A 25,711-nucleotide genomic window follows, 5' to 3' on the forward strand; every position below is an offset into this window, starting at 1 on the left:
GCCCTACAACGCCTTCAAATCCTGATTGATTCTGTTTCACGTCGATCCTCTCGTATAGGAAATTTCCCCATGTCCACATCAATGAATCCAAACCACTCAGTCGACGTTCACCACGTGCATCCCGAAAAACTACTCCGTCCCAACACAGGCTGGTTTGCGCTATTCGCCTGCCTGGGGTTGATTCTCTTTGGCGGCTTCACCGTGATCGCTTCAGCGGCGGCCGAAAATGGCTTCTTTGCGTTGCTCGGAGTGATGATGATTCCATCGGGGATAATAGGTCTATTCGGATTAATGGCGATCGCACCGAATGATTCTCGCGTCTTGCTGCTGTTTGGTGACTATCGCGGAACCGTCAAAGACTCGGGCTTTTTCTGGGTCAACCCGTTTTTCTCCAAACGAAAAGTGAGCTTGCGTATTCGCAACTTTGAAACGGGATCGTCATCCACGCCTGAAAAGAAGGACGCTGCGGGCACGGTGGTACAGTGGAAGAGTCGCTCAGCGAGCCGTCCGTCCAAGGTCAACGACCGAGATGGAAACCCGATTGAAATTTCCGCGGTGGTAGTCTGGAAAGTCACCGATACTGCCGAGGCGTTGTTCGAGGTTGATGACTACGAGAATTTTGTCGAGGTTCAAAGCGAAGCGGCCCTGCGAAGCTTGGCAACACGCTATCCCTACGACAGCGAAGACCATGAGCAATCGCTTCGCGGCAGTACCGAAGAGATCTGCAGCAAACTTCGCGAAGATATTCAAGAACGACTCGAGAAGGCTGGTGTGAACGTGATCGAGGCTCGCATCAGTCACTTGGCCTACGCACCCGAAATCGCTTCGGCGATGTTACAGCGTCAACAAGCAGGTGCCGTCGTCGCGGCACGTACCAAGATCGTCGAAGGTGCCGTGGGAATGGTAGAGATGGCACTTGAGCATCTCAAGCGAGACGATATTGTCGAATTGGATGCGGTACAGCGAGCATCGTTGGTTTCAAATCTGTTGGTGGTGCTTTGCAGCGATCGCCATGCTCAACCCGTTGTACAAACAGGAGCGTGAGCTGTGGACCGGTAAATCTTTGGGGTTGTCGTGATTTGGCAGTTGAGCAACGGTTATGCCACCTCTCCCGAGCTTCAGCTCGGGAGAGGTCGGACGGGCCCCTCAGGCCTCGTCCGGGTGAGGGCCGACCGCGCAACTGAGCTTGCAACAGGCCTCTGGCTTGCTCGGGCGCCCTCACCCGAGCATCGCTGAAGACTCTGCTCGACCTCTCCCAAACTGCGTTTGGGAGAGGTGACACGACGCAATTTACCTCTCCCGAGCTTCAGCTCGGGAGAGGTCGGACGGGCCCCACAGGCCTCGTTCGTGTGAGGGCCGCCCGCGCACCTGAGCTTGCAGCAGGCCTCTGGCTTGCTCGGGCGCCCTCACCCGAGCATCGCTGAAGGCTCTGCTCGACCTCTCCCAAGCTGCGCTCGGGAGAGGTAACCCGATGGGCTTGCCCCGGTCGATTACTGGCGTGCCATGAATTGCCAATAGGTCATGGCAATCGCAATCACCAGCATGCCAAGGATGATTTGCTTCAGTGACAACTGAAAACGCTGTGCCGGCTGATTGCGGTCCGATAGATCGTGTTCAATCCAGCTCGGCCATGACCACGATGCGATCATCACCGCGGCAGCCCCAATCATCGACAACACGCCGCCATAGAGCATCTGCTTGATCGGCAGCATCCAGAACCAACGTAGAGAAAAGATCGCTAGAATACACAAGTAGCTTTGTGCCCACGTCGCCGCAGCAATTTTCTGCGAGTCAAACCACAGCCACGTCACGCGAATTGCGACGAGCGTTGCGGAGGGGACGACAAACGTGGCAATCACCATCGCAGCACGACTTTCAACCGAACTGCTGAACAGCATCAAGCACCAAATGGCAGTTAAATACAGCAAGAAACAAATCGGCAGCGATAACAGTACTCGCTCGATCCGCTGTGGCCGGATGATCACCAGTGCGATAAAGAATAAAAACGTGCAAAGGCCAAAAACGTAAGGCCAGAAAAACGTCATCGTGACCAGCGGTGCCCCCTCGGCAATCTCGGCGACAATCACATCGGCCGGACGAACCACCGTGTCATCGCAACCAATCGAATGAGGCAGCAAGACACACGCTAACAAAGCCAACGCAGCAACGAGGTTGGAAATCGCCGTTGGCGACACACAGGCAGCCTTCAGGGAAGGTTTCTCGCGTTCCGGTTGTGGTGCAGGTGACATTCCCAGCCAACCTAGTTAGAGCGGAGGACCTGTTGCAGCGGAGCGTGTCCGAAGTCCTCTATTTCCGGTTCAACGCCTTCGTTAGTAAGCGATCAAAGGTCGCGGCAAACGCTTTCTTGTCCGCGTCTCCGTACGGTGAAGATCGGCCAACCACCATTCCTTCGCCTCGCAAATCGTCCATGAAATTTCGCATCGATAATCGTGATGCGATCGTGTCGGGCGAATATTCATCGCCACGTGGATCGATCACGTACACGCCTTTTTCCACCAATTGGCCCGCCAATGGTAAATCGGCGGTTACCGCGATGTCTTTGGCTTCGCTCTGGTTTACGATGTAACGGTCTGCTTGATCGGCGCCTTCACGAACGACCACGGAGCGGACCATGGTCAATGCCGGTGGTACTGCGAGCGGGCGGTTTGCGACCAAGACCGTTTCGACATCCAATCGTTTTGCGGCACGAAAGACGATCTGTTTGACGTCTTGTGGCGCCGCGTCGGCGTCGATCCAAATCTTCACGCTGCTCACCGCCTCGAGTTTCTCGTCATCTCACCAATGGTGCTAGCGACCGAATCGGTCAATTGGCCTGGCAATAAACGCCAAGCCCAGTTTCCATCGGCCAATCCCGGCATATTCATTCTCGCTTCATTCCCGAGTCCAAGCAAATCTTGCACAGGAACGATCGCGGTATCCGAGGCAGAATCAAGCACCGCCCAAATCAATTGTAAATGAATGTCGACGTCGCTGGTGACAACATCGGCCAACAAATCTTCTTCACCCTCGGCGACTTCGCGTTCCTTGTACCATCCCATCACGGTGTCATTGTCGTGCGTTCCGGTGTAGGCGACCGAATGCTCGGGATACGCAACGGGGCGATGGAAATCGTCTTCGGCGACATAGTAGCCAAACTGTAACACCCGCATTCCTGGAAATCCAAGTTTATCGCGAAGCTCGTGCACCTCTTCGGTGATCATGCCCAGATCTTCCGCGATCAACGCCAATTCGCCAAGTTTTTCGCGAGCCGCGTCGAAGACTTTTTCTTTGGGGCCTTCGACCCATTCACCATTGACCGCCGTCTTCGCGGTCGCGGGAACTTCCCAATAGGCTTCGAAGCCGCGAAAGTGATCGATCCGCATCAGATCAAATTGCTGAAACGCGTAACCAAACCGTTGCACCCACCATCGGTAACCGGTTTGCTCGAGCACATCCCAGCGGTATTGCGGGTTGCCCCACAATTGACCGGTCTTGCTGAAGTAGTCTGGTGGCACGCCTGCGACGAAGGTGGCTTTTCCATTTTCCGCTAAACAGAACACGGATTGATTTGCCCACACATCGGCACTTTCGTGTGCGACAAAAATCGGCATGTCGCCATACATACGCACGTTGCGCTCGTTTGCGTACTGCTTCAGTTTCCGCCACTGGACATCAAAGATGTACTGTTGGAATTCAGCGAACTGGATCTCCGTGCTCAGCTTGGTTTCCCATTGCTCGATCGCTTGATCAAACTCCGGATTCGCTGCATGACGCACCAATTCCGCAGGCCACTGAGTCCAATCGGCTTTGCCAAAGTGCCGCATCAAAGCTTCGAAGCGACCGAAGTCGTCCAACCACCATGCGTTGTGTTCGACAAACCGGTCAAAATCGGCCCGTTGCTCTTCGCTGGCGTTTTCGCAAAAGTTTTCGAACGCCGTGCGCAGCACAGGCAGCTTGAACTGAGCCACCAAGTGGTAATCCACTTTCGATGTGACGGCGTCCAAACCCGATGGCAAAACGAAATCGTCATCGGCCAACAAGCCTTCCTCGACAAGCATCGAAAGGCTAATCAGCAGCGGATTTCCCGCGAAGGCGGAATAACAGCTGTAGGGCGAATTGCCGGCTGCTGGGGGACCCAGTGGCAGCACCTGCCAAATGGTTTGCCCCGCAGCTTGCAAGAAATCGACGAACGCATACGACGCTTTACCGAGATCACCGATACCAAATTCGCGGTTTCCGCTCGCAGTTGGCAGGCTGGTGATGTGACAAAGTATCCCCGATGATCTCGGAAAACGCATTAAGCATCCTCTAACGGTTTGACGTTCCAAATTTCTTCAGCGTACTGGGCGATCGTTCGATCACTCGAGAACCAGCCACTGTTTGCCGAGTTCAGGATACTCATTCGAGTCCATTTCTCCTGGTCCGAATAAACCTTTCCGGCCTCAGCTTGGGCATCAATGTAACTGCGCAGATCCGCAATCGTCAGCCATGGGTCATACGGATTTCGCAGACCCTTGGTGAGAAGATCGAAAATGCCGGGTTCATTTTGGCTGAACACCCCGCCTTCGACCATTTCCATCACCCGCCGGATTTCGTCGTCCGCTGCGATAATCGCATTCGGATCGTAACTCTTCTTTTCTTCCTGAACGCCATTTTCGTCCAAGCCGAACAAGAAGAAGTTCTCGGCACCCGCCTTCTCACGAATCTCGATATTCGCACCGTCGAGCGTGCCGATCGTCAACGCACCGTTCATCATGAATTTCATGTTGCCGGTTCCCGAAGCTTCTTTGCCCGCCGTCGAAATCTGCTCGGACAACTCTGTCCCCGGGCAAATGATCTCCATCGACGAAACGCGATAGTTTGGAAAGAAAACCAAACGCAACAAGTTCTTCGTCTTCGGGTCGGCGTTGATGACCGAAGCCACGTTGTTGACCATCTTCACAATCAATTTCGCAACGTGGTATCCCGGAGCCGCTTTGCCACCGATCAACACACAGCGTGGCACCATGTCTTTGGTGTCACCACGCAGGATGCGATCGTAAAGGTGAATGACGTGCAGTAAGTTCAGCAGTTGACGTTTGTATTCGTGAATCCGCTTGACTTGCACATCGAAGATCGCGTCCGTGTTGAATTCAACACCGGTGTTCGTCTTGACGTACTCGCTCAATCGCTTTTTGTTCTCGAGCTTTACAGCACGCCACTTTTTGCGGAATCCAGCGTCCTCCGCATACGGAGCCAATTTCTCGATCTGGCTTAGATCGGATTCCCAACCGCTACCGATCGTTTCATTCAGCAGGTCACGCAAACCGGGGTTACAGTGTGACAACCAACGACGCTGAGTCACACCGTTGGTTTTGTTGTTGAATTTTTCCGGCCACAGTTTGTAGAAGTCCGTGAACAATCCGCTCTTCAGCAACTCGGTGTGCAGATGAGCAACACCGTTGACCGAGAAACTGCCCACGATACTCAGGTAAGCCATGCGGATGTGCGGCTGATCGCCTTCTTCGACGAGCGACACGCGACGCAGAAGTGCGACATCCCCTGGGAATTTCTTCTTCACTTCGGTCAAGAAACGTTCGTTGATCTCATAAATGATTTCCAACAAACGAGGCAGCAAGCGGCTGAACAAAGCCACGCTCCATCGCTCGAGCGCTTCGGGAAGCAACGTGTGATTGGTGTATGCCATGCACTGTGTCGTGATCTTCCACGCCGAATCCCAATCAAGGTGATAGACGTCCATCAACAATCGCATCAACTCGGGAACCGAGCAAGCGGGGTGGGTGTCGTTCAATTGGAAGCAGTTTTTGCGACCAAAGTCGGTAAAGTCTTCGCCATACTTTTCAACCCAATTTTCCAGCACATCTTGCAAACTGGCGGAACTGAGGAAGTACTGTTGCTTCAGACGCAATTCTTTGCCGTTTTCGCTGGCGTCGTTGGGGTACAACACCATCGAGATTTGTTCGGCGTTGTTCTTTTGCACAACCGCATCGGGGTAATTACCCGAGTTGAACTCTTCCAGATCGAAGACATCGGTCGCTTCGGCTTTCCAAAGACGCAGCGTGTTTACCGTATTGTTTTTGAATCCAGGAATTGGCATATCGTAAGGGATCGCCAACAAATCGTTGGTACCGACCCAGCGAATCGAAGTGTTTCCAGACTCGTCAAAATAACGTTCGGTGTGTCCGTAGAAGCGGATCGTTTTGGCGTCTTCGTGACGTTCGATCTCCCACGGGTTACCATCACGCAACCAGTGATCGGGGCCTTCGACTTGACGACCGTTCTCGATCGTTTGGTGGAACATTCCAAATTCGTAGCGAATTCCATAACCGGTCACTGGCAAACGCAAGTTGGCGCAACTGTCCAAAAAGCACGCGGCCAAACGACCAAGACCACCGTTTCCGAGTCCTGCATCGGGTTCCTGTTCCGCAATCTCTTCCAACGCGACACCATATTGGTGTAGCGCTTCGCGAGTGGCGTCGTCGAGTTCCAAATTCTGAACGGCATTGTTCAGCGATCGACCCAACAGAAACTCGAGCGAAAAATAATGAACGCAACGTTCATCGGTATTTGCAAAACGCTCTTGGGTCGTTCGCCAATGCTCGGTTACGCGGTCACGTACGGCGTTAGCCAAGGCACGATAGTAATAATGAGGATTACTTTCGTCGGTGTGATGACCAAGGGTGTAATACAGGTGCCGGCGCAGTTCTTCGGAAAGCGGAGCCAGGATGGTGCTCATCTTTTCAGCTTTCGAGACGTCGAGGGTTTGTTCTGGCATCGTATTCGTATTTATTCGAGGAAAAGTGAGCGAACGGCCGAAGGTTTCTTTCCGGCATGGTCGCCAAAAGTTTCAGCATCACCGTCATTTATGCTTCTAATGATAAAGATCATTAGCAATCTCGGAGAGCTATGACAACATGTGTCGATTTCGAAGTCAGCGACTTTACCCTCAACACTACATCTTGTCCGATATTCTTCCCGTAATTTCCGAATAGTTTACGCAATTTCGCAAATCAGAGTTTCCGTCTGTAGTATCTCACGGTTAACCGAAAATAAGAAAATTCGAGGTTCCCCCCCGAAAAAAGTTCAAGTGGTGTCTAAGTACGGGAATCGTAAGGGGTTACGTCGTGCAATTTCGGCGTTGAGTCAGCGATTGTGCATGCTGCCCGACAAGGAAGGGAGTGAGAAATCAACCTTGAGCCGTCCATTGATATCACGCTACCGTTCTGCCTTGGATCGTGTGGCAAGGTAGCGCATGCGGGCCAGCCAATTCGGTATCGCTGCCAGCAAAAAGATTTTCAGTTGAATCGGCAAATTTCTATGCAATCGACTTCCTTGGTTCGCCGCCCTGCCTACGCATCCTTGTTGGACGACTCTAATAATGCGACGCCGCCTCAAACCAAGCTTACCGAGGAAGAAAAGACGCTCGGTCAATACATCCCGCTGCTGTACCACTACAACATGCTGCAGGACGAAGATCGCGTCGGAGCGTTTCATGAAGCGATCAATCTAAACGTGCGTCCAGGAATGCATGTGGTCGAACTTGGTGGCGGCACGGGAATTCTGTCGTCGCTGGCGGCTCGCTGTGGGGCACAAGTGAGCTGTGTCGAGCGGAACCCTGAACTGGTCGAGACCGCCCGTCGATTTGTCCGACTCAATGGACTCGAAGATCAGATTACTGTGATTCACGCGGATGCATCGGAATATGTTCCTGACGCACCAGTGGACGTAGTCGTCTGTGAAATGCTGCACGTCGGGTTACTGCGTGAGAAACAGGCACAAGTGATTGCCGCATTCAAGCGACGCTACAAACAGGCCTACGGCGCGAAGCTGCCGCGTTTTCTACCGGAAGCATCCATCTTGATGGCCCAACCGGTAGAGCAATCTTTTGAATTCGCGGGCTATCATGCTCCCGTGCCGATGTTCCAAGCGCCGCTGTTGGAGCAGCCTCGAACACGCGAGTTTGCAAACTTATCGCCGTACGCAAGCATCGCGTATGACGAAACAATCCCGATGCAGTTCACCGTCCACGAAAATGTCGTTGCTAGCTGTGACGGCATGGTCAACGCCCTTCGCTTTGTCACCCAAAACGTGATTTCGGTCGACGTTGAAAATGAAAAAGCGATCACGTGGCCAAACCAATGTTTGGTGCTGCCGATCGAGACGCCGTTTGAAATCGCTAGCGGAGAAACAATCTCGGTCGAGTTTTGTTATGCCGCTGGCGGTTCGATTGACCAGTTGATGAAAACGGTCCGTGTCAAACGCGTGTAGCGCAGGCGGAAAACGAAGTGTAAGCCGTTGTCTGCGACGGCGGACGGAATCGGCTATGATCGTGGTTTGCTTCTCTCAATGGCAAACCTGATTCCGAACCACTTCGAAAGTTAGCACAATGAGACCTTGCAGCCCACTGCGACGTGCCGCAACGATTTGTTGGACTTTTCTCATTCTTGCCGGGTTAACTTCTGGCGGCGTTTTCGCTGACGATTATAAAGAGGTGACCGTACAGATTACCGGAAAGGTATTGACGATCGCCGGTGATCCGGCGTCAAATGCAACCGTCCATGCAAGTTTGCCGTTTGGCAACCTCGACAAACGCGTCACAACAAAAGATGACGGCACGTTCGATTTTCCAATCGATATCAAGCAGATTGCACTTCGCAGCGTCCTGCTTCGCGTCAGCAGTCCCGATGGCGAACAACTCGCGATCGGACGATTGAAAATCGAAAACGACATCGTCAAAACCGAAGACCTTGTCATCCAACTTTCGGAAACGAACACTGCAGCGATTCGCGTGCTCGATGTTAACGACAACCCCATTAGCGACGCCGCGGTCGCGGTCCAACTGAATTTCCCAACCACTATCACCGGGTTGTCGACCGACGAATCTGGCTCGGTCACGTTCCGTTACCCAAAATCGGATCGTATTGGTGCGGTCGTGGCTTGGAAAGATCACTTGGGACTGGATTACCGAGTCTATGCACTGCCACGCAATCAACGCTCAGACACACTTACAAAAGTGCCAGAGTTTCCAGCGGAGAACGGGGAAATTCTGAGACTCGAAGGCGCCGAGCCACTTCGAGTCCGCATCACGGACGACAAAGGGAAACCGATTCCCTCGATTCGAAACTACGTTTGGCTGCTGCAAAAAGGCAGTGAAGCGAATCAATTAAACCTTAGTTACTTCTCCGAACCACTTTCGGAGTCAACGGATGAAAATGGCGGGTTGACTTTTGATTGGATGCCGTCCTGGCAAACTGCGAAGATTCAAATCTGGCCATCGTCTGACGATTTCGTTCGCACGCGGGGAGTCTATGATCCGGAAATCGGTGACGGTACGTTTGAGATGCAATTGGACCGTTTGGTACCAATTAGCGGAAAAGTCACCGATGCCGATGGCAGCCCCGTAGCAAACATCACCGTGGCGGCTCGCGGTGCCGGTTACACAATGGATGATGACTCCGGAACCGCAACGACGGATGACCATGGCAACTATGAAATCCATGTTGCCCCTGAGCAAATTTATCTTGTCACCGTGAAAGAGGCTCGGTGGGCCGCCGCTCCGCAAACCGGTTTCGCCGTTCGTGCAAATGAGCCGGTCACGAACAAGGACTTCGTTCTTCGCGAGGCGACGCGAGTGTTTGGGACGCTGACGGACGAGAGCACGGGCGATCCGATCCCCGACCAACGTGTGATCGTCTACCAATATGGTACCGATCTCAATTCGCTGGAAGGTGTGGAATTAAGAAACACTGACAATTCGCGTCGCTGGGTCCGACCGATGCTGTTTTACGATCAGACCACTGATCAGGACGGGCGTTTCGAGTTTGCATTGGGCGATGGCAGTTTTGACATCCGGCCCCCCACGCAGAGCAAGGCGGACAAGTTTGAAATTGCCGGTCAATCCGAGTTGGAAATGAACGTCACCACGATACTTCGCAAGGAGGTGGAGTTGACGGGCAAGGTCACCGCAGCAGCGGAGGGCGAGTCGGTCGCATCTGCGATGCTCGAAGGCGTCCCCCAAAGCTTTCGTGGACGCGACTGGCAGGCAAAGAGTGCAACCGACGGAACCTTTCGCGTGATGCGTTACAAGGAACCGACCTATGTTCATGTCAAAAATCAAGACAACACACTTGCTGCGGTAGTAATTGTCGATCCTGAACAAGCAACGCTCGATGTCAGCCTTCATCCGACCGGTTCCATCTCTGGACGTTTACTGGCGGACGACACTGAAATGCCTTTGCCGAATCAGAAAATCAACTACGGCATTGATGTGCCCTCCGACACTGGCCGAACATGGAGCACACGGTTCGGCAGCAGCGTCACCACCGACTCCGAGGGACGGTTTTCCATTGACGGACTGGTGGGTGGACAAGAGTATTCGGTCAACCTTGGTGTTACCGAGGAAGGTCTATACCGCTCGCTACCCAAATGGAAGGTGGAGTCAGGCGAAACGCTGAACTTGGGCGACGTACAAGTTCCACCGCCCCCGAAGCGATATGTTCCACCAACGTTGGAAGAACGTATCGCCGGTGCGTTCGCGGTGAAAGGAACGCCAATGGAGCGATACGAACGAGCACTCAAGCCCATCAAGCTCGTCAATCAACATCTGCTTGTCGTGTTCGGACAGAGTGCCGACCCACGCATCCACCAGCTGATGCAGATTCGTTATGAGGACAAAGACTTTCGCGAAATGCGGGACGAGTTTTTATTCATGGCCATTCCGACTGGCGGAGAAAAGCAAAAAGCGGCGATGGCGTTAGCGAAAGAACTCGATGAATCGATCGAAGGAAAACGCGGAGAGTTCTTACTCGTCATTCTCGATTCCGATGGGCAAAAGGTGGCGACGGTCGACTCGGACGCAGCGTGTGATGGCGACGAATTATCGAAGGAAAAACTGTTCAAGGTTTTACGCAATCATCTGACTCAACGGATTGACGCGCAAGAACTGCTCGACGAGGCATTGGCCAAAGCAAAAACGGAAAACAAGCGCGTGATTGTGCAAGAAACCGCAACATGGTGCGGGCCGTGCCATCGGCTATCCGGTTTCCTGAAGGAAAACAGTGAGTGGGAAGAAGACTTTATCCTGGTGAAGATGGATCACCGCTGGAAGGGTGCCCGCGAGATCATGAAAGAAATTCGCGATGGAGCCGAGGGAGGCATCCCGTGGTTTGCGATTCTCGATGCGTCGGGCAAGAAGCTGGCCACATCGAACCACTCCGAGAGCGGAAGCAATATCGGGTTCCCGTCAAGCGAAGAAGGGCAAGCTCACTTCGCCGCAATGTTGAACCAAACACGTCAACGGCTTAGCGAAGACGATGTCGCGAAGTTCGTGAACAAACTCGCGAGCCCGAACGAGGCCGAGTGACAGTAAAAAACGAAGACGTGGAAAAGGACCGGCTTATTACCGCGTTGGTCAGGGACAGAGACGCAGTAACATTCGCTGGGGCTTGAGTTGGCCTGCTAAATCTTTGGTGTTGTCGTCGGATATTGGGAGTGAGTTTTTCTTTCGGCCGATACTGCAGTTACCTCTCCACCGACGAAGTCGGGGGAGAGGTCGAGCACGCCCTTTAGGCGTTGCTCGGGTGAGGGGGCGACCGCGCCATCATCCGTGCAATTCCGGTGCAAACTGTGTTTTCGTCGCCAGCGACTTGCTCGGTCAGTCCACTCACCCGAACGTCGCTGAAGGCTTCGCTGGACTTCTCCCCCAACAAAGTTGGTGGAGAGGTGGCAGAAAACCATCGCTACTAAAAACACGACAATCCCGAGGTTTTAGCAGCCCGCGGCTAGCGTCGTCGGCTCACAAGAACAGACGGAACTTATGGCTTTGGGCACTTACGCTGCGGAACGTTCCGCTTTCTGTCCCGCATTTTCCAGCCAATGGATCATCGCTTTCAGATCCTTGCTCCAGGCATCGCTGACGCGGCGGGCACAGAAAGTGTGGAACATCAAGTCGATCGTTTCGCTAAGTGTTCGAATTGCGTCAATTCGCTCGTCGACTTCAAAATCGGCGTCCTCGTCAACGTGAATCTTCGCACCACTGATCCCAAACGTTTCGGCCTGCAGCACGAGGTCGTATTGCTGACCATCGCGAATGATCGTCATGCCTGACTTTCGGGGCAACTTTCCTGATCGAATCGCGTGCATTGCTTCGGGAAGTTTGATGGGACTTTCGTGCGAAATGGTTTCTTTGCCTGATTCGCCAAGCGGGCACTCCAGGGCCAACGTTTTGGTCAACATCACCGTCACTTCGGAATTGTCCGGCAGCGTAAAGGTGTCCGAGTCGTTTTCGAGGGTCCACCAAAGCCAAAGCAAAAATTCATTGCCTAGGAAATCTGGTGCCTTGGAGTGTTGATTGGTCCAAGCAAGGTCGCCGTGAGGAACCGCGGGAACAAAGTTTGCTGGAACAAGGTCATCGACTTCGGCATACAGGTCGTTTTCGATCGCCCACGCTTGCGCGATCGAACCCGAACTGATGTGTCGCAGTTCGACGTTAAAGACGCGTTCGAGCAAATCGGCGCAGTGTCCGCTGGCGTTTCCGGCAGAGCCACCAAAGTAGAGTGTTTCTCGCGTATGGTCCCACAGCAGCGGGAACTGTTGCATTTTGCGATACTTGCCCGACGCCGCCTCGACCTCGCAGCGCTGTTCGACCGCCTCTTTGGCTTCTTTGCGGCCTGATTTGGACACCACACCGCTTGGACTATCTTTTGCGAGTGCCAATAATTCCATTTGCAGCCACGCTTTGCGAATCGCCGATGGAATTTGGTTGGTGTCGATGCGGACGCTGCAGTGGACGGCCTGGTCAAGGACGTTCTTGCTGACGTCAAATTCTTGGTCAAACAGGTGGGCACCGCCGAGAAAACCGATATGAATGTTCTCTGCAGACGCGGATGGGTTATTGCCAGCGACGTTTTGGGCAAGAAGTTCGATTTGCTCGTCGCCGAATTCCGCGACTTCAAAACCACTGACACTAAATCTCTCGAATGCAAGGCTGCCGCCGAGGAATGGCATAAACGATCCCATTTTCAATTGAGGGCGTCCCTCGTCGATCGAGGGCGAATGGATAGATGTGTCCAACACTTATCGACCGCCCTCGGCAAAGAGTTTGCTGACGATTTGCGAAGTCTCACGATGCGACCACATGACACGACCGTGTCTGCTAGACTTGAGTGTGCGATACGGCATAGTTTGCCCAACCGCAAGAACTGTTCTGGGGAGCCGGGGGCCGCCGTATACCGCTCGGTCACCACCTGTTACACATTTTTTGGACGATAGGAGCATCCAAGCTATGACCAGTGATTCTTCATGCCAGCAGTCCACTGTCGCGTCAACCGACCGCTATGCGGCCGAGCCGGGGCTGCTTGTTGAGGACAATGTTCTTGTTCAGCAATCGCTGCAGCATGCATTGGAGGTTTTAGGATTCCCCACGAAAATCGCGGCGGACGGAAATCAAGCGATTGAGATGTTGCGGCATGAACCGTTCCGTTTCGTTTTGATGGACGTTCAGATGCCAGGGATCAGCGGCATCGATGCGCTCGCGATAATTCGTCATCTCGACGGGGCCAATTCCGATGTCCCGGTAGCAATCATGAGCGGGAATGAGTCCGAATCGGCAGCCGCAACGGCAGCCGGAGCGGACGAGTTTATGATCAAGCCCATTTCGGTTCAAACTCTTGGTGAAACGGTTCGTCAATTAATCGCTCGCTGCCGCCGGGAACACGCAAACTAGTAGCGGCTGCCAAACAAACAGGCTGATTGTCCAGACGTTCGTAATGGAGCACAATCGTGCACCTAAGATGACATTTTACGAACGCAAGGACACGACAGATGACAATTGCCGAATTGATGGTTCCCGAACTGGATCGGGAAATGGCTCAAACCCGCAAAATTCTTGAATTGGTTCCCGCCGACAAACTGGAATGGAAAGCCAGCGAAAACCTCAACACGCTCGGATGGAACGCGAACCACTTGGCAGAGATCGTTGGCTGGACGAAGTTTATTGTCGATGAAGACGTCTTCAATATCGCGCCACCAGACGGGCCGAAGTACGAAACGCCCTCGCTGAGTGATCCTGCTGAAATTCTCGCCAAATTCGATCAGAACGTCGTGTCAGCGCGAGGTGCGATTGAGGCAGCATCGGACGAAACGATGGCAAAGTTGTGGACGATGAAGGCCGGTGACCAAACCCTGATGACGTTAAGCAAGGGAGATTGCTTGAGAACATGGGTTCTGAATCATACCGTGCATCACCGTGGCATTCTGTCCGTGTATCTGAGAATGCTGGGCATCGACGAAGCAACCGTTTACGGCGGTTAAACTGAACGCGACAAAATTCTTGCTGAATCTATCGGGGCAAATTGACCACTCCGGATCGTGAACATCCGGCTCAGCAAAACGAGTGAGCGAGGGATTCCAAAGTTGTGCTTTTCAACAACGGGGGACGTGCGATTTATTACTGACGGATTTGTTAGGCAAATCGAAACCTCGATTCCCTGGCTCCCCTCTCCCTGTGAATTCGGATCACATGACTCGACCATTTGAATCAAACGTTGTCCGAATTTGTGGGGAGAGGGGAGCCAATGGAGACGAGATCGGACTCGATCCAGATCCGCGTCCAGTTCCTTAACTTACAAATCGCACATCCCGAGTGGCGGCAGGGTGTAGCCAAAGGGATTCCCACGCCGACTCGCGTTCACGACATTGTTGCAAGAAGTTCGGCGATTTCGACCGTGGCAAACGTCGTTGCGTAGTCGGACATGGCGTACGGAATGACAAGGTGGTTCTCATGCACGATCGCTCCGCATGTGTAGACGACGTTGGGAACGTAACCTTCTCGTTCGGCTTCGTTGGGAGTGATGAGGGGGGCATGTAATCGTGAGATGATTTTGGACGGGTCTTCCAAATCCAACAGCATCGCGCCAATGCAATACTTACGCATCGCTCCGACGCCATGCGTCAGAACGAGCCAACCGGCGTCCGTTTCGATCGGCGAACCGCAATTGCCCATTTGCACGTATTCCCACGGATTCGTGGGCTTGATGATCAGCTCGCTGGTGTGCCAAAAATGGAGCATATCTGAATACATCAAAAACAGATGCTCGCCATCTTGTCGGCCTAGCATCGCGTAGTGGCCGTTGATCTTCCGAGGGAACAACGCCATTCCTTTGTTGGAAACCGCCGGGCCGTTAAGCGTGTGCATTTTGAAACGCAGGAAATCCGTCGTTTCGAGTAACTGCGGCAACACCATCCGCCCGTCATAGGCGCTATAGGTCGCGTAGTAGCGACTGCTGCCGTCATCGTCGTGGAAGTGAACAAAACGTGCGTCTTCGATGCCGTTGGTTTCAGTCGGGCTGAAGGGAAAAATCAGCCGTTCGGATAACGCGTGGTCCGGTGTGTATTGGATTTCGTAGTTGGATTTCGCCAGCATGACGACTTGCTCCACCAGCGGTGCGAGTTCGGCGTGATGCGATCGGTGTTCTCGAAGCGATGTCTGCAGACGCGTTTCAAGTTGATTCAGTGTGAACTCGCTTTGCAGTTCTGCCAGAACTTCATAGGTGAATGGAGTGCCCAGCCCCAGCTCGATCAGTTTGCGGCGAAAGAGATCGTTCTCGTAACACTTATCAGGGACGAAGCGAGGCGTTGTGACAAAACGATTGGGTTCATCGATCGTGATCTGCAAGTCGCTGGTAATCGTACCACTGCGAAAAACGATGGATGAAATGTGTCCTTCACCGACCGCTCGCAAACTCATGGCAAAACGTCTCGCCCCCGCCGGTAATTTCGTCTGATCGGGGTGCCACACCAGCGACGGATTAAACAAAGCCGCCGATTCCAATGCATATTCTTGGGTGAAGTAAGCTCCCAGTAATAACCGACGGTTTTCACTCAACGGAGTGTCGGTGAGTAGGTGGTGCCGAAGCTCCCGAAATCGCCGCTCGAAGAACGCTTTGGGTCTTTGATGACGTCCATGGAATTCTTGCAGGACGTGAGCAAGCAGGTCGTCAACTTCGTGTTCCGAGAGCGTGCAGACTCGGGCGATCACCCTCAGCACACGGTCGTCGCCGGGCGGCTGAAACGGTCGCAAGACGACGCGTTGTTTGTTGGGTGAAAGAACAATTCCAGTTCGTTTGATTTGCATGATTGACCGATTGAATGTGGGAAAGGCTTCCAGCCTGTTGATCAAGCAGGGACAGGCTGGAGTCCAGGCTTTAGCTGAATTAGTAGCTACGCTCGCCAGAGCGTGGTTGAGGTGCAATCGTTTTTCCCAGTCTTGTCCACCGTCTGGCGACGGTAGCTACGTCGTTAATTTCGTGGGATTGAGCTTTAGTCGTTCCGCGTCGTTCCCATTCAGTAAGCCGCTCGCGCGTGAGCGGCCGGGGCTCACGCACTACCCGGTGCCTTACGGCCCACGGCTCACTAATGCCGTGCAAATAAAAACAGGACAGTCGAACTAGGGAGAGGTTGATATGACTCGCATGGTTGCACTAATCGCCCGCATTTCTGCAAGCGACAGCAAGAACGCGAGTGTTGATTCGGCACCTTGGTTCTCGTTGACTTGATTCTCCATCAATCCGTCATAGCATCCGCCCGTGGATGCGTCGTAGATCGGTTGGCCAAGATCATTGCGGCCCAGAAACCAATCGAATGCCAAGTGAGCTTGTTCAATCCAAAACGGATCTTTCGTTGCAGTAAAAGCTTCGATCGACGCCGAAACCATCGCATGAGCTTCGATCGCTTGCTGGTCAAAAACCGCTGCCACGCTGCCCTCGCGACTGAATCCGTTGGAGCCGATCGGGCGGAATCGTCCCTGCGGTGAAAGCTGCTTTTCGCAAAGCCATCGCAACGATTTTAAACCGATCTCCGTCGCACGCTGATCCCCCGACCCACGACCATGGGCGATCAAGGCCTGTGATAGCTTCGCGTTGTTGTAAGTCGCGATGTCCTCGAACCACGGCCAATCCTCCGTCGCCGTCGCATCGTACATGGTGATCAGTCGGTCGGCGAGTCGCTGGCTCATCGTCGTGGCCGCGCGATCACCTCCGTAACGTCGAAGGTATTCCTGGATCCCCATGATCCCAAGCGCCCACGTTCTGGGGGACGTCGTGTTTTCACACGCGGGCATCGCCCGATGGAACAATTCGCGAGCCCATGCGGCCAAACCAGCGCGACGAGATCGACCGATGCAAGTTCCCAATGCCCACAAGGAGCGGCCTTGCGAATCATCCGATCCATCGACTTCCAACCAGTTCCGATCGAAGCTCATGAAGTTGCGGAAACGACCTGTGTCCCGATCAAATGCGACGTTCAGGAACGCCGCGTATCGAGAAGCGAGCGAATGCACCGTCGGTGAATCTTTGCCTTGCTCTTCGAGTAAGACGGTCAGGATTAAAGCCCTGGCGTTGTCATCGGTACAGTAGCCGTGGGCATGATCGGGAATCGTATAGATTGCGTGTTGGACGATGCCGGTCGAGTCACTAAGGTGTTCCAAGTGATCGAGTTGCATCTTCGGCAGTGCCAGTGGTTGTTCATCAAGCGTGCGAACCGCCCAAGGCTTACGCTGACTGATACGTTCACGTTGAGCCCGACGGAAAGAGCTTAGGTACGACTCGGAAACGTGATCCCACGTCATGCTTCGGCCTAGCTTGTAGGCTTGTGCTCGCATCGCCAACCGCCGCTCGTCGTCACCGAGTAGCCCGATGATTTCTCGAGCGATCGCAGACGGGTCCGCGAACGGAACCAGCACTCCTCGGCCGTCGGCCAGCAATTCTTCGGCGTGCCAATACGGCGTCGAGATCACAGCTTGGCCACAACCAAATGCATAGGCCAAAGTGCCTGAAACTGCCTGCTGAACATTCAAATAGGGTGTGATGTACAGGTCCGCGGCGCCAATGAACTCGGTAAGTTCTTCCAGTTCAACGAAACGGTTGTAGAAGCTGACGTGTTTGGAGATGCCGAGTTCTTTCGCCATCCGCTCCAAACTGATTCGATAGCGTTCTCCTTGCTCGCGAATCAGACTCGGGTGTGTAGCGCCGAGCACGAGGTAAATGAAATCGGGAAAACGGGCCACGACTTCAGGGATAGCTTGCAGGACGTGCTCGATTCCTTTTCCTGGTGAGAGCAATCCGAACGTCAGAGCCACCGCCTTATTTTCGACATTGAATTGCTCTTTCAAAACCTTCTGGTCGGTATCAGGAGCATTGGGGATGCCGTGCGCGATTAGATCCACCTGCTCGGGATCCACCGCGTAAGTGTTGATGAGAGTTTGTCGGCTTCGCTCGGTCATAACAACGAGTCGCGATGAAAGCCGAACCAACTGCGTCATGACGTCACGCTGTGTTTGATTGGGCTCCGACAGTACGGTGTGTAGCGTCGTGACGACCGGCATCCGCAGGTCTTGCAAGAGTGCCAAGAGGTGACTGCCGCAGGGGCCTCCGTAGATTCCAAACTCGTGCTGTACACAGACGATGTCGACGTTGTTGAAATTCAGAAAGTCGGCTGCGGCACGGTAGTCTTCGATGTCTTGTTCGGCGACTTGGAATTGAACTTCGTTGTCGTACAAGTAACCACCCGGAATGTCGTCCATGGGGACGACGATGCAATCGGCGTCCGATGCTTTGGCGATCGACGCTCGCAAGTCGTGGGTGAAGGTTGCGATGCCGCATTTGCGTGGCAGGTAGTCACCGACAAAGGCGATTTTTTGCAGGTCAGGTAAGGTCATGATGAAACGCCGCTTTGTAAAACAAGCCAATCGAGAACCGATCGCTTTGAAAACCGAGTCATGGCGACAGATGTGTCGGCAGCTCCGTAAAACACCTGCAATTCGTCGCCTACCTCCAACATACCAGTTGGGAAAACGACGTTGGGGACAAAACCGCTTGTTTCGTAGTCGGTCGTGGGCAGCATGATCGGATCGCTCGAGCGAGCGATCACTCGAGTGGGATCGTCACGATCCAGCAAGAGTGCGCCAGCAGCGTAACAGCCCACTGTGCCGGCGATGTTCGATGTTGCGCTGCCGTGGTACAACGTCAGCCATCCATCGTCGACCAAGACCGGCGGTGTTCCACTGCCCACGCGATCGCCTTCCCACGACTGAACACCACTCAAAATGGGTTGATGACGGCCCCAGTGTATTAGATCAGGCGAGCGAGCGATCCAGATTTGTGGCGGGCTAAAGTGCGAATTTGGATTCGGACGATGAAGTGCCACATAGTCACCAGTGACGCGTTCGGGGAACAGCACGACGTCTTTGTTTTCGCTGGCAAAAATGATGCCGTGGCGTTGGAACGTCACTAAGTCGGCCGAAGACATGAGCGCCGTTGCAGCACCCGATCTAGAAACCGCAACATAGGTGATCCAGTAGGTATTGTTGATCTTGGAAATCCGAGGGTCCTCGATGCCGAATTCTTCCAGGGAACCTTCGGGCATGGAAACCTCGGGCAGCAGCACATCAACGAACTGCCACGCGTCGCTGCCTGCGATTGATTTACGAAAGATTTGAAAATGGGAAACGGATGTCAGCCGAAGATCGCCGCTGTTTTTTAAGGCTACAACACGAGCATCGGTTTTGTGCAAGTCATCATCGCGAACCCAATCGACGGTCGTTTCGCCAGGATGCGACCATCGAGGAAGTGCTGTCCATCCGGAACGCTTCTCGGTCGGACGCTCGGCGACTCTCGCTAGCATCACCATTTCGTCGCCGATAACCGTAACGGCGGGATTGAAAACGCCGATGACTTCCCAATCGCTCTGGGACGGCCGGATGTCGCAGGGACTTAGCAAGAGTGAGTCGGATAGTCTAGCGATCATGGGCCAATCCCAAGCATTGGTGACGAAGATTGCTCCAGTTCGGTTTGAAGCTCGGACCTGCTGGCCTGCGTCAACAACTCACGAACTTCGTGCGGACTTTGACACGTCAACGCTCGTTTTGCCAACACGCTCGCGACCGCTAGATCGATATCGGCTATTGTGGCACGGATAGCGATTGCCCGCGAAGGACTCACGCTCAGCTCGTGAACTCCCAATCCGATCAACAACTCGGCGAACTCCACTTCGCCTGCTTCCTCGCCGCAAACGCAAAGCGGGCAATTCCAACGCTTGGCCGCTACCACCACTTTTTCGATCGCCCGCAAGACAGCTGGATGCAACGCAGTCACATCATCATTCTCAGCGGACAACTCGCGGTCTGCTGCTAGCAGATACTGTGTGAGATCGTTCGTCCCGATGGCGATAAAGTCAGCGAGCTCAAGGATTGCGTCCAAGTCGAAGAGGGCCGCGGGTGTTTCGATCATTGCGCCAATTTGCGGTCGCCTAATCGCATCGCAATCTTTCATGACGTCTTCAACGACAGCGATCGCTTGCTTGAAATCGTGACTGCCGATCACCATCGGAAACAGTATCCTTACGTCAGCCGTTTGTGCGACTTGGACGATGGCCGTCAGTTGCTCGCGAAGCAAATCTCGCTCGACGAGCGAAAATCGCAAACCACGCAAGTTCAAACTCGATGGGGCAATGTGAGAGTCAAGCGAAAGAAACGGTGGAAGCTTTTCTCCGCCGAGGTCAAAAGTTCGGATGACCAGCGGGCGATCACCGAGTCCTTCTGCCATCTCGGCATAGATGTGTCGTTGAGCTTCAGCAACGGGCCGGAGCTGCGATTGCAAGTAAAGAAATTCAGTGCGGAAGAGCCCGACCCCTGCGAGTCCGCGCCGGCGTATTTGCTCGATTTCTCCCTGCAATCCAACGTTACCTAAGAGCGAAATCGCCGTTCCATCACGGGTTTTGCACGGGCCTGCGTCCACTAAGTCTTCTAGGACTGATTGCCGTCGAGCATCCGACATACGAGCATCGAATTGGGTCTGCTGAACCGCTGTTGGTTCCGCCAGGATCACGCCCGATTCTCCGTCGACCAATAGAGTCGCACCGCTTGCTATCCGCTGAATGACATTGGCAATGCCGGAGACGGCTGGGATCCCAAGCGCCCGAGCAATGATGGCGGTGTGTCCAAGTTTTCCTCCAAACTGTGTCACGACGGCGACAACGCCGGAGCTTGACAACGCAATCGCGTCCGAAGGTACAAGTTCGCGTGCGACAACCACCGCGCCATTGGGAAAGTCAATGTGGCGGGTTGGCAAGATACCTAACAGATGACGCATCATGCGTTGTCCCACGTCGCGTACGTCCGTCTCGCGCTCACGTAGGAATTCATTGTCAATCTGCTGCAAACGACTAACCCACTGGCTAACCACCGAATCCAGAGCGTTTTCAACGCCGACCAGATCACTCGATACCCGCTCTTTGGCAAGAATTGCAATCTCACTTGCCATGGTGGCGTGGGCTGAAAGCAACTTGACCGCCGCCGCAAGCGATGGTTTCTCGGCTGCGACTGCGTTGAAGGTGTCTAGGTCTTGCTTTGATTTTTCTAAAGCATCATCCATGCGTTCACACTCGACGTGAACATCAGCACTCAAGATTGAGTCTTGCTTCTCCTTTTTCGTTGAAGGAAATAATCGCTGTAACTCGTAACCGACCACAACCGCGACCCCTTTGGCGAGCCCGGCGGAAAGCGTTTGTCCTTCCATGCATTCCATTCAGTTCCTCCTGATGTTTTTATTTAATCGAGTTTGTGAATCGCGATACGAAGACTTTGTGCCGAAATGGATCCCGCGTAGCGATACTTTGGTAACGCCGATGCAATGTCCAGCTCATACAAGGCCGCACTCGACAATGTACCGCTGAACGAAGACGTCCTCGGGGGGGAACGGGCGATTTGTCGAAAGGCTTCGGCCGAAACAAGCCAGACGACCTCGGTGGGCAATCGCTGAGGAGTCGAGTGATATCGCTGTAAGTGTCCATCAAAAGGGCCACCCGTAAACTCGATCCATTGTTCGGCGTTAGCTGCGAAGTTTAACATGGACATGAACCCAACATTTTTCTAGCTGCCGAGATAACCAGGTAAACCTGACCCGGGTTTTCGTCTCTGGTGCAAGTCGGTCGATGAAGGCGTCAAGCTTCTGCTGAGCATCCTCCGGCTCGTAGCCGTACCTTCGTGCAAGGACCCTTGTGAATGAATCGCGCTCGCCATGGATCATCGCCAGATCGATCTCGTCGATCTTTCCCCAAGTGCGTTTGACTTCTGCTTGAACCGATGGCCAGTTTCGTTTTACTTGACTCCATTTCATGATGCAAAGCTTTCTGAAATCGTACTCGCAAATGTTTGGATCCGAGACGCTGGCGAATACTTTTCGTGAACGGATTGGTATGAATCGACTACAGAATCCGAATCAACTTGAAACGACTCCAGAACGGATCGATAGGGGGTTTGAGCGTCCGGCGATGCTGGCAAAACAGACGGACTCGTGCAATGAGGCCCATCCAGTAAGTCGCCGCGCGGTGTCTCGGCAAAACCATCCACCATGATCGCCTCCTTGGGCGAGCGAGAGACCTGCTGCGGTTCGTCTGCCGAAGAGAATCCTCGACGAAAGCAAAGAGCGGATTGCGAAAAGGGCGGCTCCAACCGCGGGGAGCGGTGGTGGCTCGTCTTGTCACTCGGGTGATCGTTTCGCGCAGGCCAACAATGCAACATACCACGATTCCGAATCAACGCAATCGCAACGCCATCAACAGAGGACGCTCGATGCACGTCTGTTACGCGGAACTGACTCCGGTTTGCACATCGTTGGGGCTCAGTTGCCCTTCGTTTTGGTTCGCGTTATTCGCCCAAACGTTGATTCCGGTGCATTCCGCTTCGCCTCGAATCGTTGCAAAGGCGACGTCCGCAGCGTCACGGCCGGTTCCAATTCGCACAAACCCTCCCACGGGTGCCAGTCGCGTAGCATCAAACAAGAACCAACGTCCATCCAAATACGCTTCGAAAAAACCGTGAAAGTCCTGTGGCTGTAGATCGACGGCGTAACCAGACACATACCGAGCGGGGATCCCCATGGCCCGGCAAAGACTGATCGCGACATGAGCATAGTCACGGCAGACTCCCGTGCGCTGCAATAACACGTCACACGCGGTCGTCGTCGGACCGGTGCTTCCGGGCGTGTAATACAGTTGCTCGTACGTCCAGTTGCAGATCGCCGTGACGCGAGAATAGCCCGGCAGCAATTGGCCGAATTCCTCAAACGCAAACCGATACAGCTTGTCCGATTCGCAGTAGCGACTGGGGTTGAGATACGAGAGCACATCGGCGGATAATTGCTCGTAACGCGTCTCGCAAACATTGGTTGAATCCACAACATCCGCGTGAAGCTCAACGGTGGCACAATAATTGATCGTCAGTTCACCGAGCGGCGCATTGATTCGAACGATCCGATTGCCTAGCGGCCCAACGTCGCATTCTTCGGCAGGCTGATATGGGTGGACCTCTAAAGCCTCGGACACCACGGTTTGGTGAGCGTTTCGAGAAGCCGACAGATTTAAAAGATAGATTGCCGGTGACCGGACGACGTAGTTTAGCTGGCAGCCAACGTTGATGATGGACATGACTCGGTTTCGTGAGCTAGAGGATGCTGTGCAGCCCTCATTGTAAACTAGACCTTAAACGAACGAGGATTTTTCAGGGAATGGACTCTGAGCCCGTGATTCATGCCATTTTGACAATGGTGCATTTAGATGCTTCAGGAGATTCCAGATGAATGACGTTGGTATGTTTCGCGAAAACGCTCGTCCCTAGGCTCCTGCCTGGGAACGCACTGCTTTCGAGGCTCCCGCCTCCTCTTCTCGCAGCGGTGAGCCGTGGACCGTAAGGCACCGGGTAATGCGTGGAACCCGACCGCTCACCGCGATCGGCTCACTAAGTCAACAGCCCGCTAGCCCCGGTTGAAGAAGGAGTCGTGGCTAGCGCCAAAACGCAACGCTGTGAAGCATTTTCTCGTAGCTACCTTCGCCAGAAGGTGGTGATTCGTATTGGCCGGCAACCATCCACGCTCACCGCGAGCGTAGCTACGGAACGCAAATGCTGTAATTTGCCGTCTCTAAATGCTTCATCGCGTTGGCCAAAACGGCTAATATACCGAAAGACTCCTGCATACCTGCTTGTTGCGTCCGTGAATGAGCAGCATCCTACGGTTTGACCGCGTGACATAGTGGCTAGCTTATTGGGCACACACCGGGGCACACTCTGGGCACTTCTACTTGGCTTTAACGTCGTAGCAAAACAGTCGACTTTGATCGCGAACGTAGAGCTTTCCGTTGACGATCACGGGGTGCGTCCAAGCAGTGGATTTGCTGCGTCCGGGATGCTGGAAGCGACCGTGAACGACAAGTTTTTCACGGTTTGGCTCAATCAGCATCATCGTGCCGTCTTCGGTGTACAGATAAAGTCGGTCGTCCGCTAACGTCAATGCTCCTTTAGGGGCTTCACGATCTTGCCAAAGCACATCGCCGGTTTCGAAGTCGAGACAAGTGAGCAGTCCGCCTCCGTTGCCACCATTGGTTCCGTACAAGCTTCCGTCAACGACGATCACGCCGCCATGGTGGTTTTGCATTTTCGTTGTGAAGTAGGCCTCATCGACCGCGATCGTTCCATCGGCTTCTTTACGCAAACGAATCGCGCCGCCGCCAGCACCGTAGGCCGACGCTGCGAAAATTAATCCGTCATGGTAGAGCGGCGTAGAGCAACTGATGCCCATGCCATTGGCGGGTGAATCGTATCGCCAGAGCACATGCCCATCGTTGGCGTCAACGCCCACCAGTGTTTTCGCGGTGAACTGCACGTATTGACGCTGGCCAGCGGCGTCGATGGCAATGGCTGATGAATAGCCTGCGCCCGACGACGGCCCTCGTGATCGACGGCCACCACGGCCACCTGAACCACCACGGTTTTCAGAGCTACCTCGACTGTCGGAACTACGACCGGCATCGCTCGATTCTTTATCGCCAGCTTCGGGCGTGACAGCCGTTTCCCAAAGGGTTGCTCCGCTCGTTTTGTCAAGTGCAACAATCGATGCAGTGTTTCCACCGGGAGTACAGATGATCTTTTCGCCGTCGACCAGTGGCGATTCGTTGTAGCGCCAGCGCGGGATGACACCACCGAAATCTTCCTGCAGATTCTTCGTCCAGACAAGTTTTCCATCACCAATCTGCAAACACGCGACGGTTCCACCGGCTCCGATCACGTAAATTCGCTCACCGTCCACCGTGGGCGTACATCCTGGACCTTCACTCCCCTGCGATCCACCTTCTGTCACTGCCGGTCCTAGGCGGGTAGCCCAGATTTCCTTGCCATCTGTCTCCGACAGACACCAAGCGAACTCGTCGGCGCCACGATTGCTCATCCCGAACATTCGCCCGTCGGCGACGGACGGAGCACTGTAGCCGCCGCCGATATCTTCATTGCTCCAAACCAAACGTGGGCCACCTTCAGGCCACTGCTTCAGTAGCCCCGTTTCTTTGGAGATAGCGTTTCGGTCGGGTCCCTGCCACTGCGGCCAATCGAATGACGAATTGGTTTCCGCGACAGCCGAAGTGCTGAGTGAAACCAACACCAAACATAAGCTAAAATACTTCATCAAAAGTTCTCTCGTTTTGCGATGATTCCCTGAACACGTTGCCTGGGTCAAAGGCCAGATTGTAGCACGAATTTTGACACATCTCGGTAAGGTTTACCACGGGACCCCCGACTTCCACTGGTTCCCTGGCTCCCGCCTGGTAACCCACTGCCTGCAGGCTCCTGCCTGCCTGCCGCGCGAGAGAAGACGAGGCGGGAGCCTCAAAA

General features: G+C 54.0%; 17 protein-coding genes. 5 read left to right on the forward strand and 12 right to left on the reverse strand.

What is annotated here, in order from left to right; translation table 11 throughout:
* Positions 1-69: 69 nt before the first annotated feature.
* Positions 70-1,044 (forward strand): SPFH domain-containing protein, encoded by a 975-nt coding sequence (locus tag SH528x_RS13670; RefSeq protein ID WP_442511071.1) that lies wholly within the window; start codon positions 70-72, stop codon positions 1,042-1,044.
* 446 nt (positions 1,045-1,490) lie between these two features.
* Here the strand turns inward: SH528x_RS13670 and SH528x_RS13675 are convergent, their stop codons facing one another.
* The 4 genes from SH528x_RS13675 to SH528x_RS13690 are packed head-to-tail and all read right to left on the reverse strand — an operon-like array spanning position 1,491 to position 6,775.
* Positions 1,491-2,249, reverse strand: coding sequence for a hypothetical protein (locus SH528x_RS13675; RefSeq protein ID WP_442511072.1), 759 nt, complete (start codon positions 2,247-2,249; stop codon positions 1,491-1,493).
* 58 nt (positions 2,250-2,307) lie between these two features.
* A complete protein-coding gene (locus SH528x_RS13680) occupies positions 2,308-2,766 on the reverse strand; it encodes a YaiI/YqxD family protein (RefSeq protein WP_442511073.1) in 459 nt (152 codons plus the stop codon).
* Positions 2,767-2,771: 5 nt separating this feature from the next.
* Positions 2,772-4,298 carry a 4-alpha-glucanotransferase gene (gene malQ / locus SH528x_RS13685; RefSeq protein WP_442511074.1) on the reverse strand — a complete coding sequence of 509 codons (1,527 nt, stop codon included), beginning with the start codon at positions 4,296-4,298 and terminating at the stop codon, positions 2,772-2,774.
* Complete coding sequence (locus SH528x_RS13690) at positions 4,298-6,775, reverse strand: glycogen/starch/alpha-glucan phosphorylase (protein ID WP_442511075.1); 2,478 nt, start codon at positions 6,773-6,775, stop codon at positions 4,298-4,300. The genes malQ and SH528x_RS13690 overlap by 1 nt, the downstream gene beginning before the upstream one ends.
* A gap of 542 nt (positions 6,776-7,317) precedes the next feature.
* Here SH528x_RS13690 and SH528x_RS13695 point away from each other — a divergent pair.
* Both SH528x_RS13695 and SH528x_RS13700 read left to right on the forward strand, forming a co-directional pair.
* Positions 7,318-8,268 carry a methyltransferase domain-containing protein gene (locus SH528x_RS13695; RefSeq protein ID WP_442511076.1) on the forward strand — a complete coding sequence of 317 codons (951 nt, stop codon included), beginning with the start codon at positions 7,318-7,320 and terminating at the stop codon, positions 8,266-8,268.
* A gap of 118 nt (positions 8,269-8,386) precedes the next feature.
* Positions 8,387-11,362, forward strand: coding sequence for a carboxypeptidase regulatory-like domain-containing protein (locus SH528x_RS13700; protein WP_442511077.1), 2,976 nt, complete (start codon positions 8,387-8,389; stop codon positions 11,360-11,362).
* A 467-nt stretch (positions 11,363-11,829) separates the two neighbouring features.
* Here SH528x_RS13700 and SH528x_RS13705 read toward each other — a convergent pair whose 3' ends face one another.
* A complete protein-coding gene (locus SH528x_RS13705) occupies positions 11,830-13,005 on the reverse strand; it encodes a hypothetical protein (RefSeq protein ID WP_442512129.1) in 1,176 nt (391 codons plus the stop codon).
* 277 nt (positions 13,006-13,282) lie between these two features.
* On the opposite strand from SH528x_RS13705, the gene SH528x_RS13710 reads away from it, so the two are divergent.
* Together SH528x_RS13710 and SH528x_RS13715 are read left to right on the forward strand one after the other, a co-directional pair.
* Positions 13,283-13,723 (forward strand): response regulator, encoded by a 441-nt coding sequence (locus SH528x_RS13710; RefSeq protein ID WP_442511078.1) that lies wholly within the window; start codon positions 13,283-13,285, stop codon positions 13,721-13,723.
* Between the two features lie 98 nt (positions 13,724-13,821).
* Positions 13,822-14,310, forward strand: coding sequence for a DinB family protein (locus SH528x_RS13715; RefSeq protein WP_442511079.1), 489 nt, complete (start codon positions 13,822-13,824; stop codon positions 14,308-14,310).
* Between the two features lie 376 nt (positions 14,311-14,686).
* On the opposite strand, the gene SH528x_RS13720 is transcribed toward SH528x_RS13715, so the two are convergent.
* The 7 genes from SH528x_RS13720 to SH528x_RS13750 form a co-directional block, all read right to left on the reverse strand.
* Complete coding sequence (locus tag SH528x_RS13720; protein ID WP_442511080.1) at positions 14,687-16,132, reverse strand: glycoside hydrolase family 130 protein; 1,446 nt, start codon at positions 16,130-16,132, stop codon at positions 14,687-14,689.
* A gap of 312 nt (positions 16,133-16,444) precedes the next feature.
* Positions 16,445-18,712, reverse strand: coding sequence for a glycosyltransferase family 4 protein (locus SH528x_RS13725; RefSeq protein WP_442511081.1), 2,268 nt, complete (start codon positions 18,710-18,712; stop codon positions 16,445-16,447).
* Positions 18,709-19,800 (reverse strand): glycoside hydrolase family 130 protein, encoded by a 1,092-nt coding sequence (locus tag SH528x_RS13730; protein ID WP_442511082.1) that lies wholly within the window; start codon positions 19,798-19,800, stop codon positions 18,709-18,711. The genes SH528x_RS13725 and SH528x_RS13730 overlap by 4 nt, the downstream gene beginning before the upstream one ends.
* Positions 19,797-21,578 (reverse strand): phosphoenolpyruvate--protein phosphotransferase, encoded by a 1,782-nt coding sequence (ptsP, locus tag SH528x_RS13735; RefSeq protein ID WP_442511083.1) that lies wholly within the window; start codon positions 21,576-21,578, stop codon positions 19,797-19,799. Before ptsP ends, SH528x_RS13730 begins: the two co-directional genes overlap by 4 nt.
* Positions 21,579-21,601: 23 nt before the next feature.
* Positions 21,602-21,907, reverse strand: coding sequence for a hypothetical protein (locus SH528x_RS13740; RefSeq protein ID WP_442511084.1), 306 nt, complete (start codon positions 21,905-21,907; stop codon positions 21,602-21,604).
* A gap of 728 nt (positions 21,908-22,635) precedes the next feature.
* Positions 22,636-23,478, reverse strand: coding sequence for a transglutaminase-like domain-containing protein (locus SH528x_RS13745; RefSeq protein ID WP_442511085.1), 843 nt, complete (start codon positions 23,476-23,478; stop codon positions 22,636-22,638).
* Between the two features lie 647 nt (positions 23,479-24,125).
* Positions 24,126-25,505 carry an outer membrane protein assembly factor BamB family protein gene (locus SH528x_RS13750; RefSeq protein WP_442511086.1) on the reverse strand — a complete coding sequence of 460 codons (1,380 nt, stop codon included), beginning with the start codon at positions 25,503-25,505 and terminating at the stop codon, positions 24,126-24,128.
* Positions 25,506-25,711 lie beyond the last annotated feature (206 nt).

Source organism: Novipirellula methanifontis, assembly GCF_052161655.1.
Classification (GTDB): domain Bacteria; phylum Planctomycetota; class Planctomycetia; order Pirellulales; family Pirellulaceae; genus Novipirellula.

What these genes read in the sequence shown, in the direction of transcription:
- SH528x_RS13670 (WP_442511071.1), top strand. Translation starts at nt 70, where the DNA reads ATGTCCACATCAATGAATCCAAACCACTCAGTCGACGTTCACCACGTG.
- SH528x_RS13675 (WP_442511072.1), bottom strand. Translation starts at nt 2,249, where the DNA reads ATGTCACCTGCACCACAACCGGAACGCGAGAAACCTTCCCTGAAGGCT.
- malQ (WP_442511074.1), bottom strand. Translation starts at nt 4,298, where the DNA reads ATGCGTTTTCCGAGATCATCGGGGATACTTTGTCACATCACCAGCCTG.
- SH528x_RS13690 (WP_442511075.1), bottom strand. Translation starts at nt 6,775, where the DNA reads ATGCCAGAACAAACCCTCGACGTCTCGAAAGCTGAAAAGATGAGCACC.
- SH528x_RS13695 (WP_442511076.1), top strand. Translation starts at nt 7,318, where the DNA reads ATGCAATCGACTTCCTTGGTTCGCCGCCCTGCCTACGCATCCTTGTTG.
- SH528x_RS13700 (WP_442511077.1), top strand. Translation starts at nt 8,387, where the DNA reads ATGAGACCTTGCAGCCCACTGCGACGTGCCGCAACGATTTGTTGGACT.
- SH528x_RS13705 (WP_442512129.1), bottom strand. Translation starts at nt 13,005, where the DNA reads ATGCCATTCCTCGGCGGCAGCCTTGCATTCGAGAGATTTAGTGTCAGT.
- SH528x_RS13710 (WP_442511078.1), top strand. Translation starts at nt 13,283, where the DNA reads ATGACCAGTGATTCTTCATGCCAGCAGTCCACTGTCGCGTCAACCGAC.
- SH528x_RS13715 (WP_442511079.1), top strand. Translation starts at nt 13,822, where the DNA reads ATGACAATTGCCGAATTGATGGTTCCCGAACTGGATCGGGAAATGGCT.
- SH528x_RS13720 (WP_442511080.1), bottom strand. Translation starts at nt 16,132, where the DNA reads ATGCAAATCAAACGAACTGGAATTGTTCTTTCACCCAACAAACAACGC.
- SH528x_RS13725 (WP_442511081.1), bottom strand. Translation starts at nt 18,712, where the DNA reads ATGACCTTACCTGACCTGCAAAAAATCGCCTTTGTCGGTGACTACCTG.
- SH528x_RS13730 (WP_442511082.1), bottom strand. Translation starts at nt 19,800, where the DNA reads ATGATCGCTAGACTATCCGACTCACTCTTGCTAAGTCCCTGCGACATC.
- ptsP (WP_442511083.1), bottom strand. Translation starts at nt 21,578, where the DNA reads ATGGAATGCATGGAAGGACAAACGCTTTCCGCCGGGCTCGCCAAAGGG.
- SH528x_RS13740 (WP_442511084.1), bottom strand. Translation starts at nt 21,907, where the DNA reads ATGTCCATGTTAAACTTCGCAGCTAACGCCGAACAATGGATCGAGTTT.
- SH528x_RS13745 (WP_442511085.1), bottom strand. Translation starts at nt 23,478, where the DNA reads ATGTCCATCATCAACGTTGGCTGCCAGCTAAACTACGTCGTCCGGTCA.
- SH528x_RS13750 (WP_442511086.1), bottom strand. Translation starts at nt 25,505, where the DNA reads ATGAAGTATTTTAGCTTATGTTTGGTGTTGGTTTCACTCAGCACTTCG.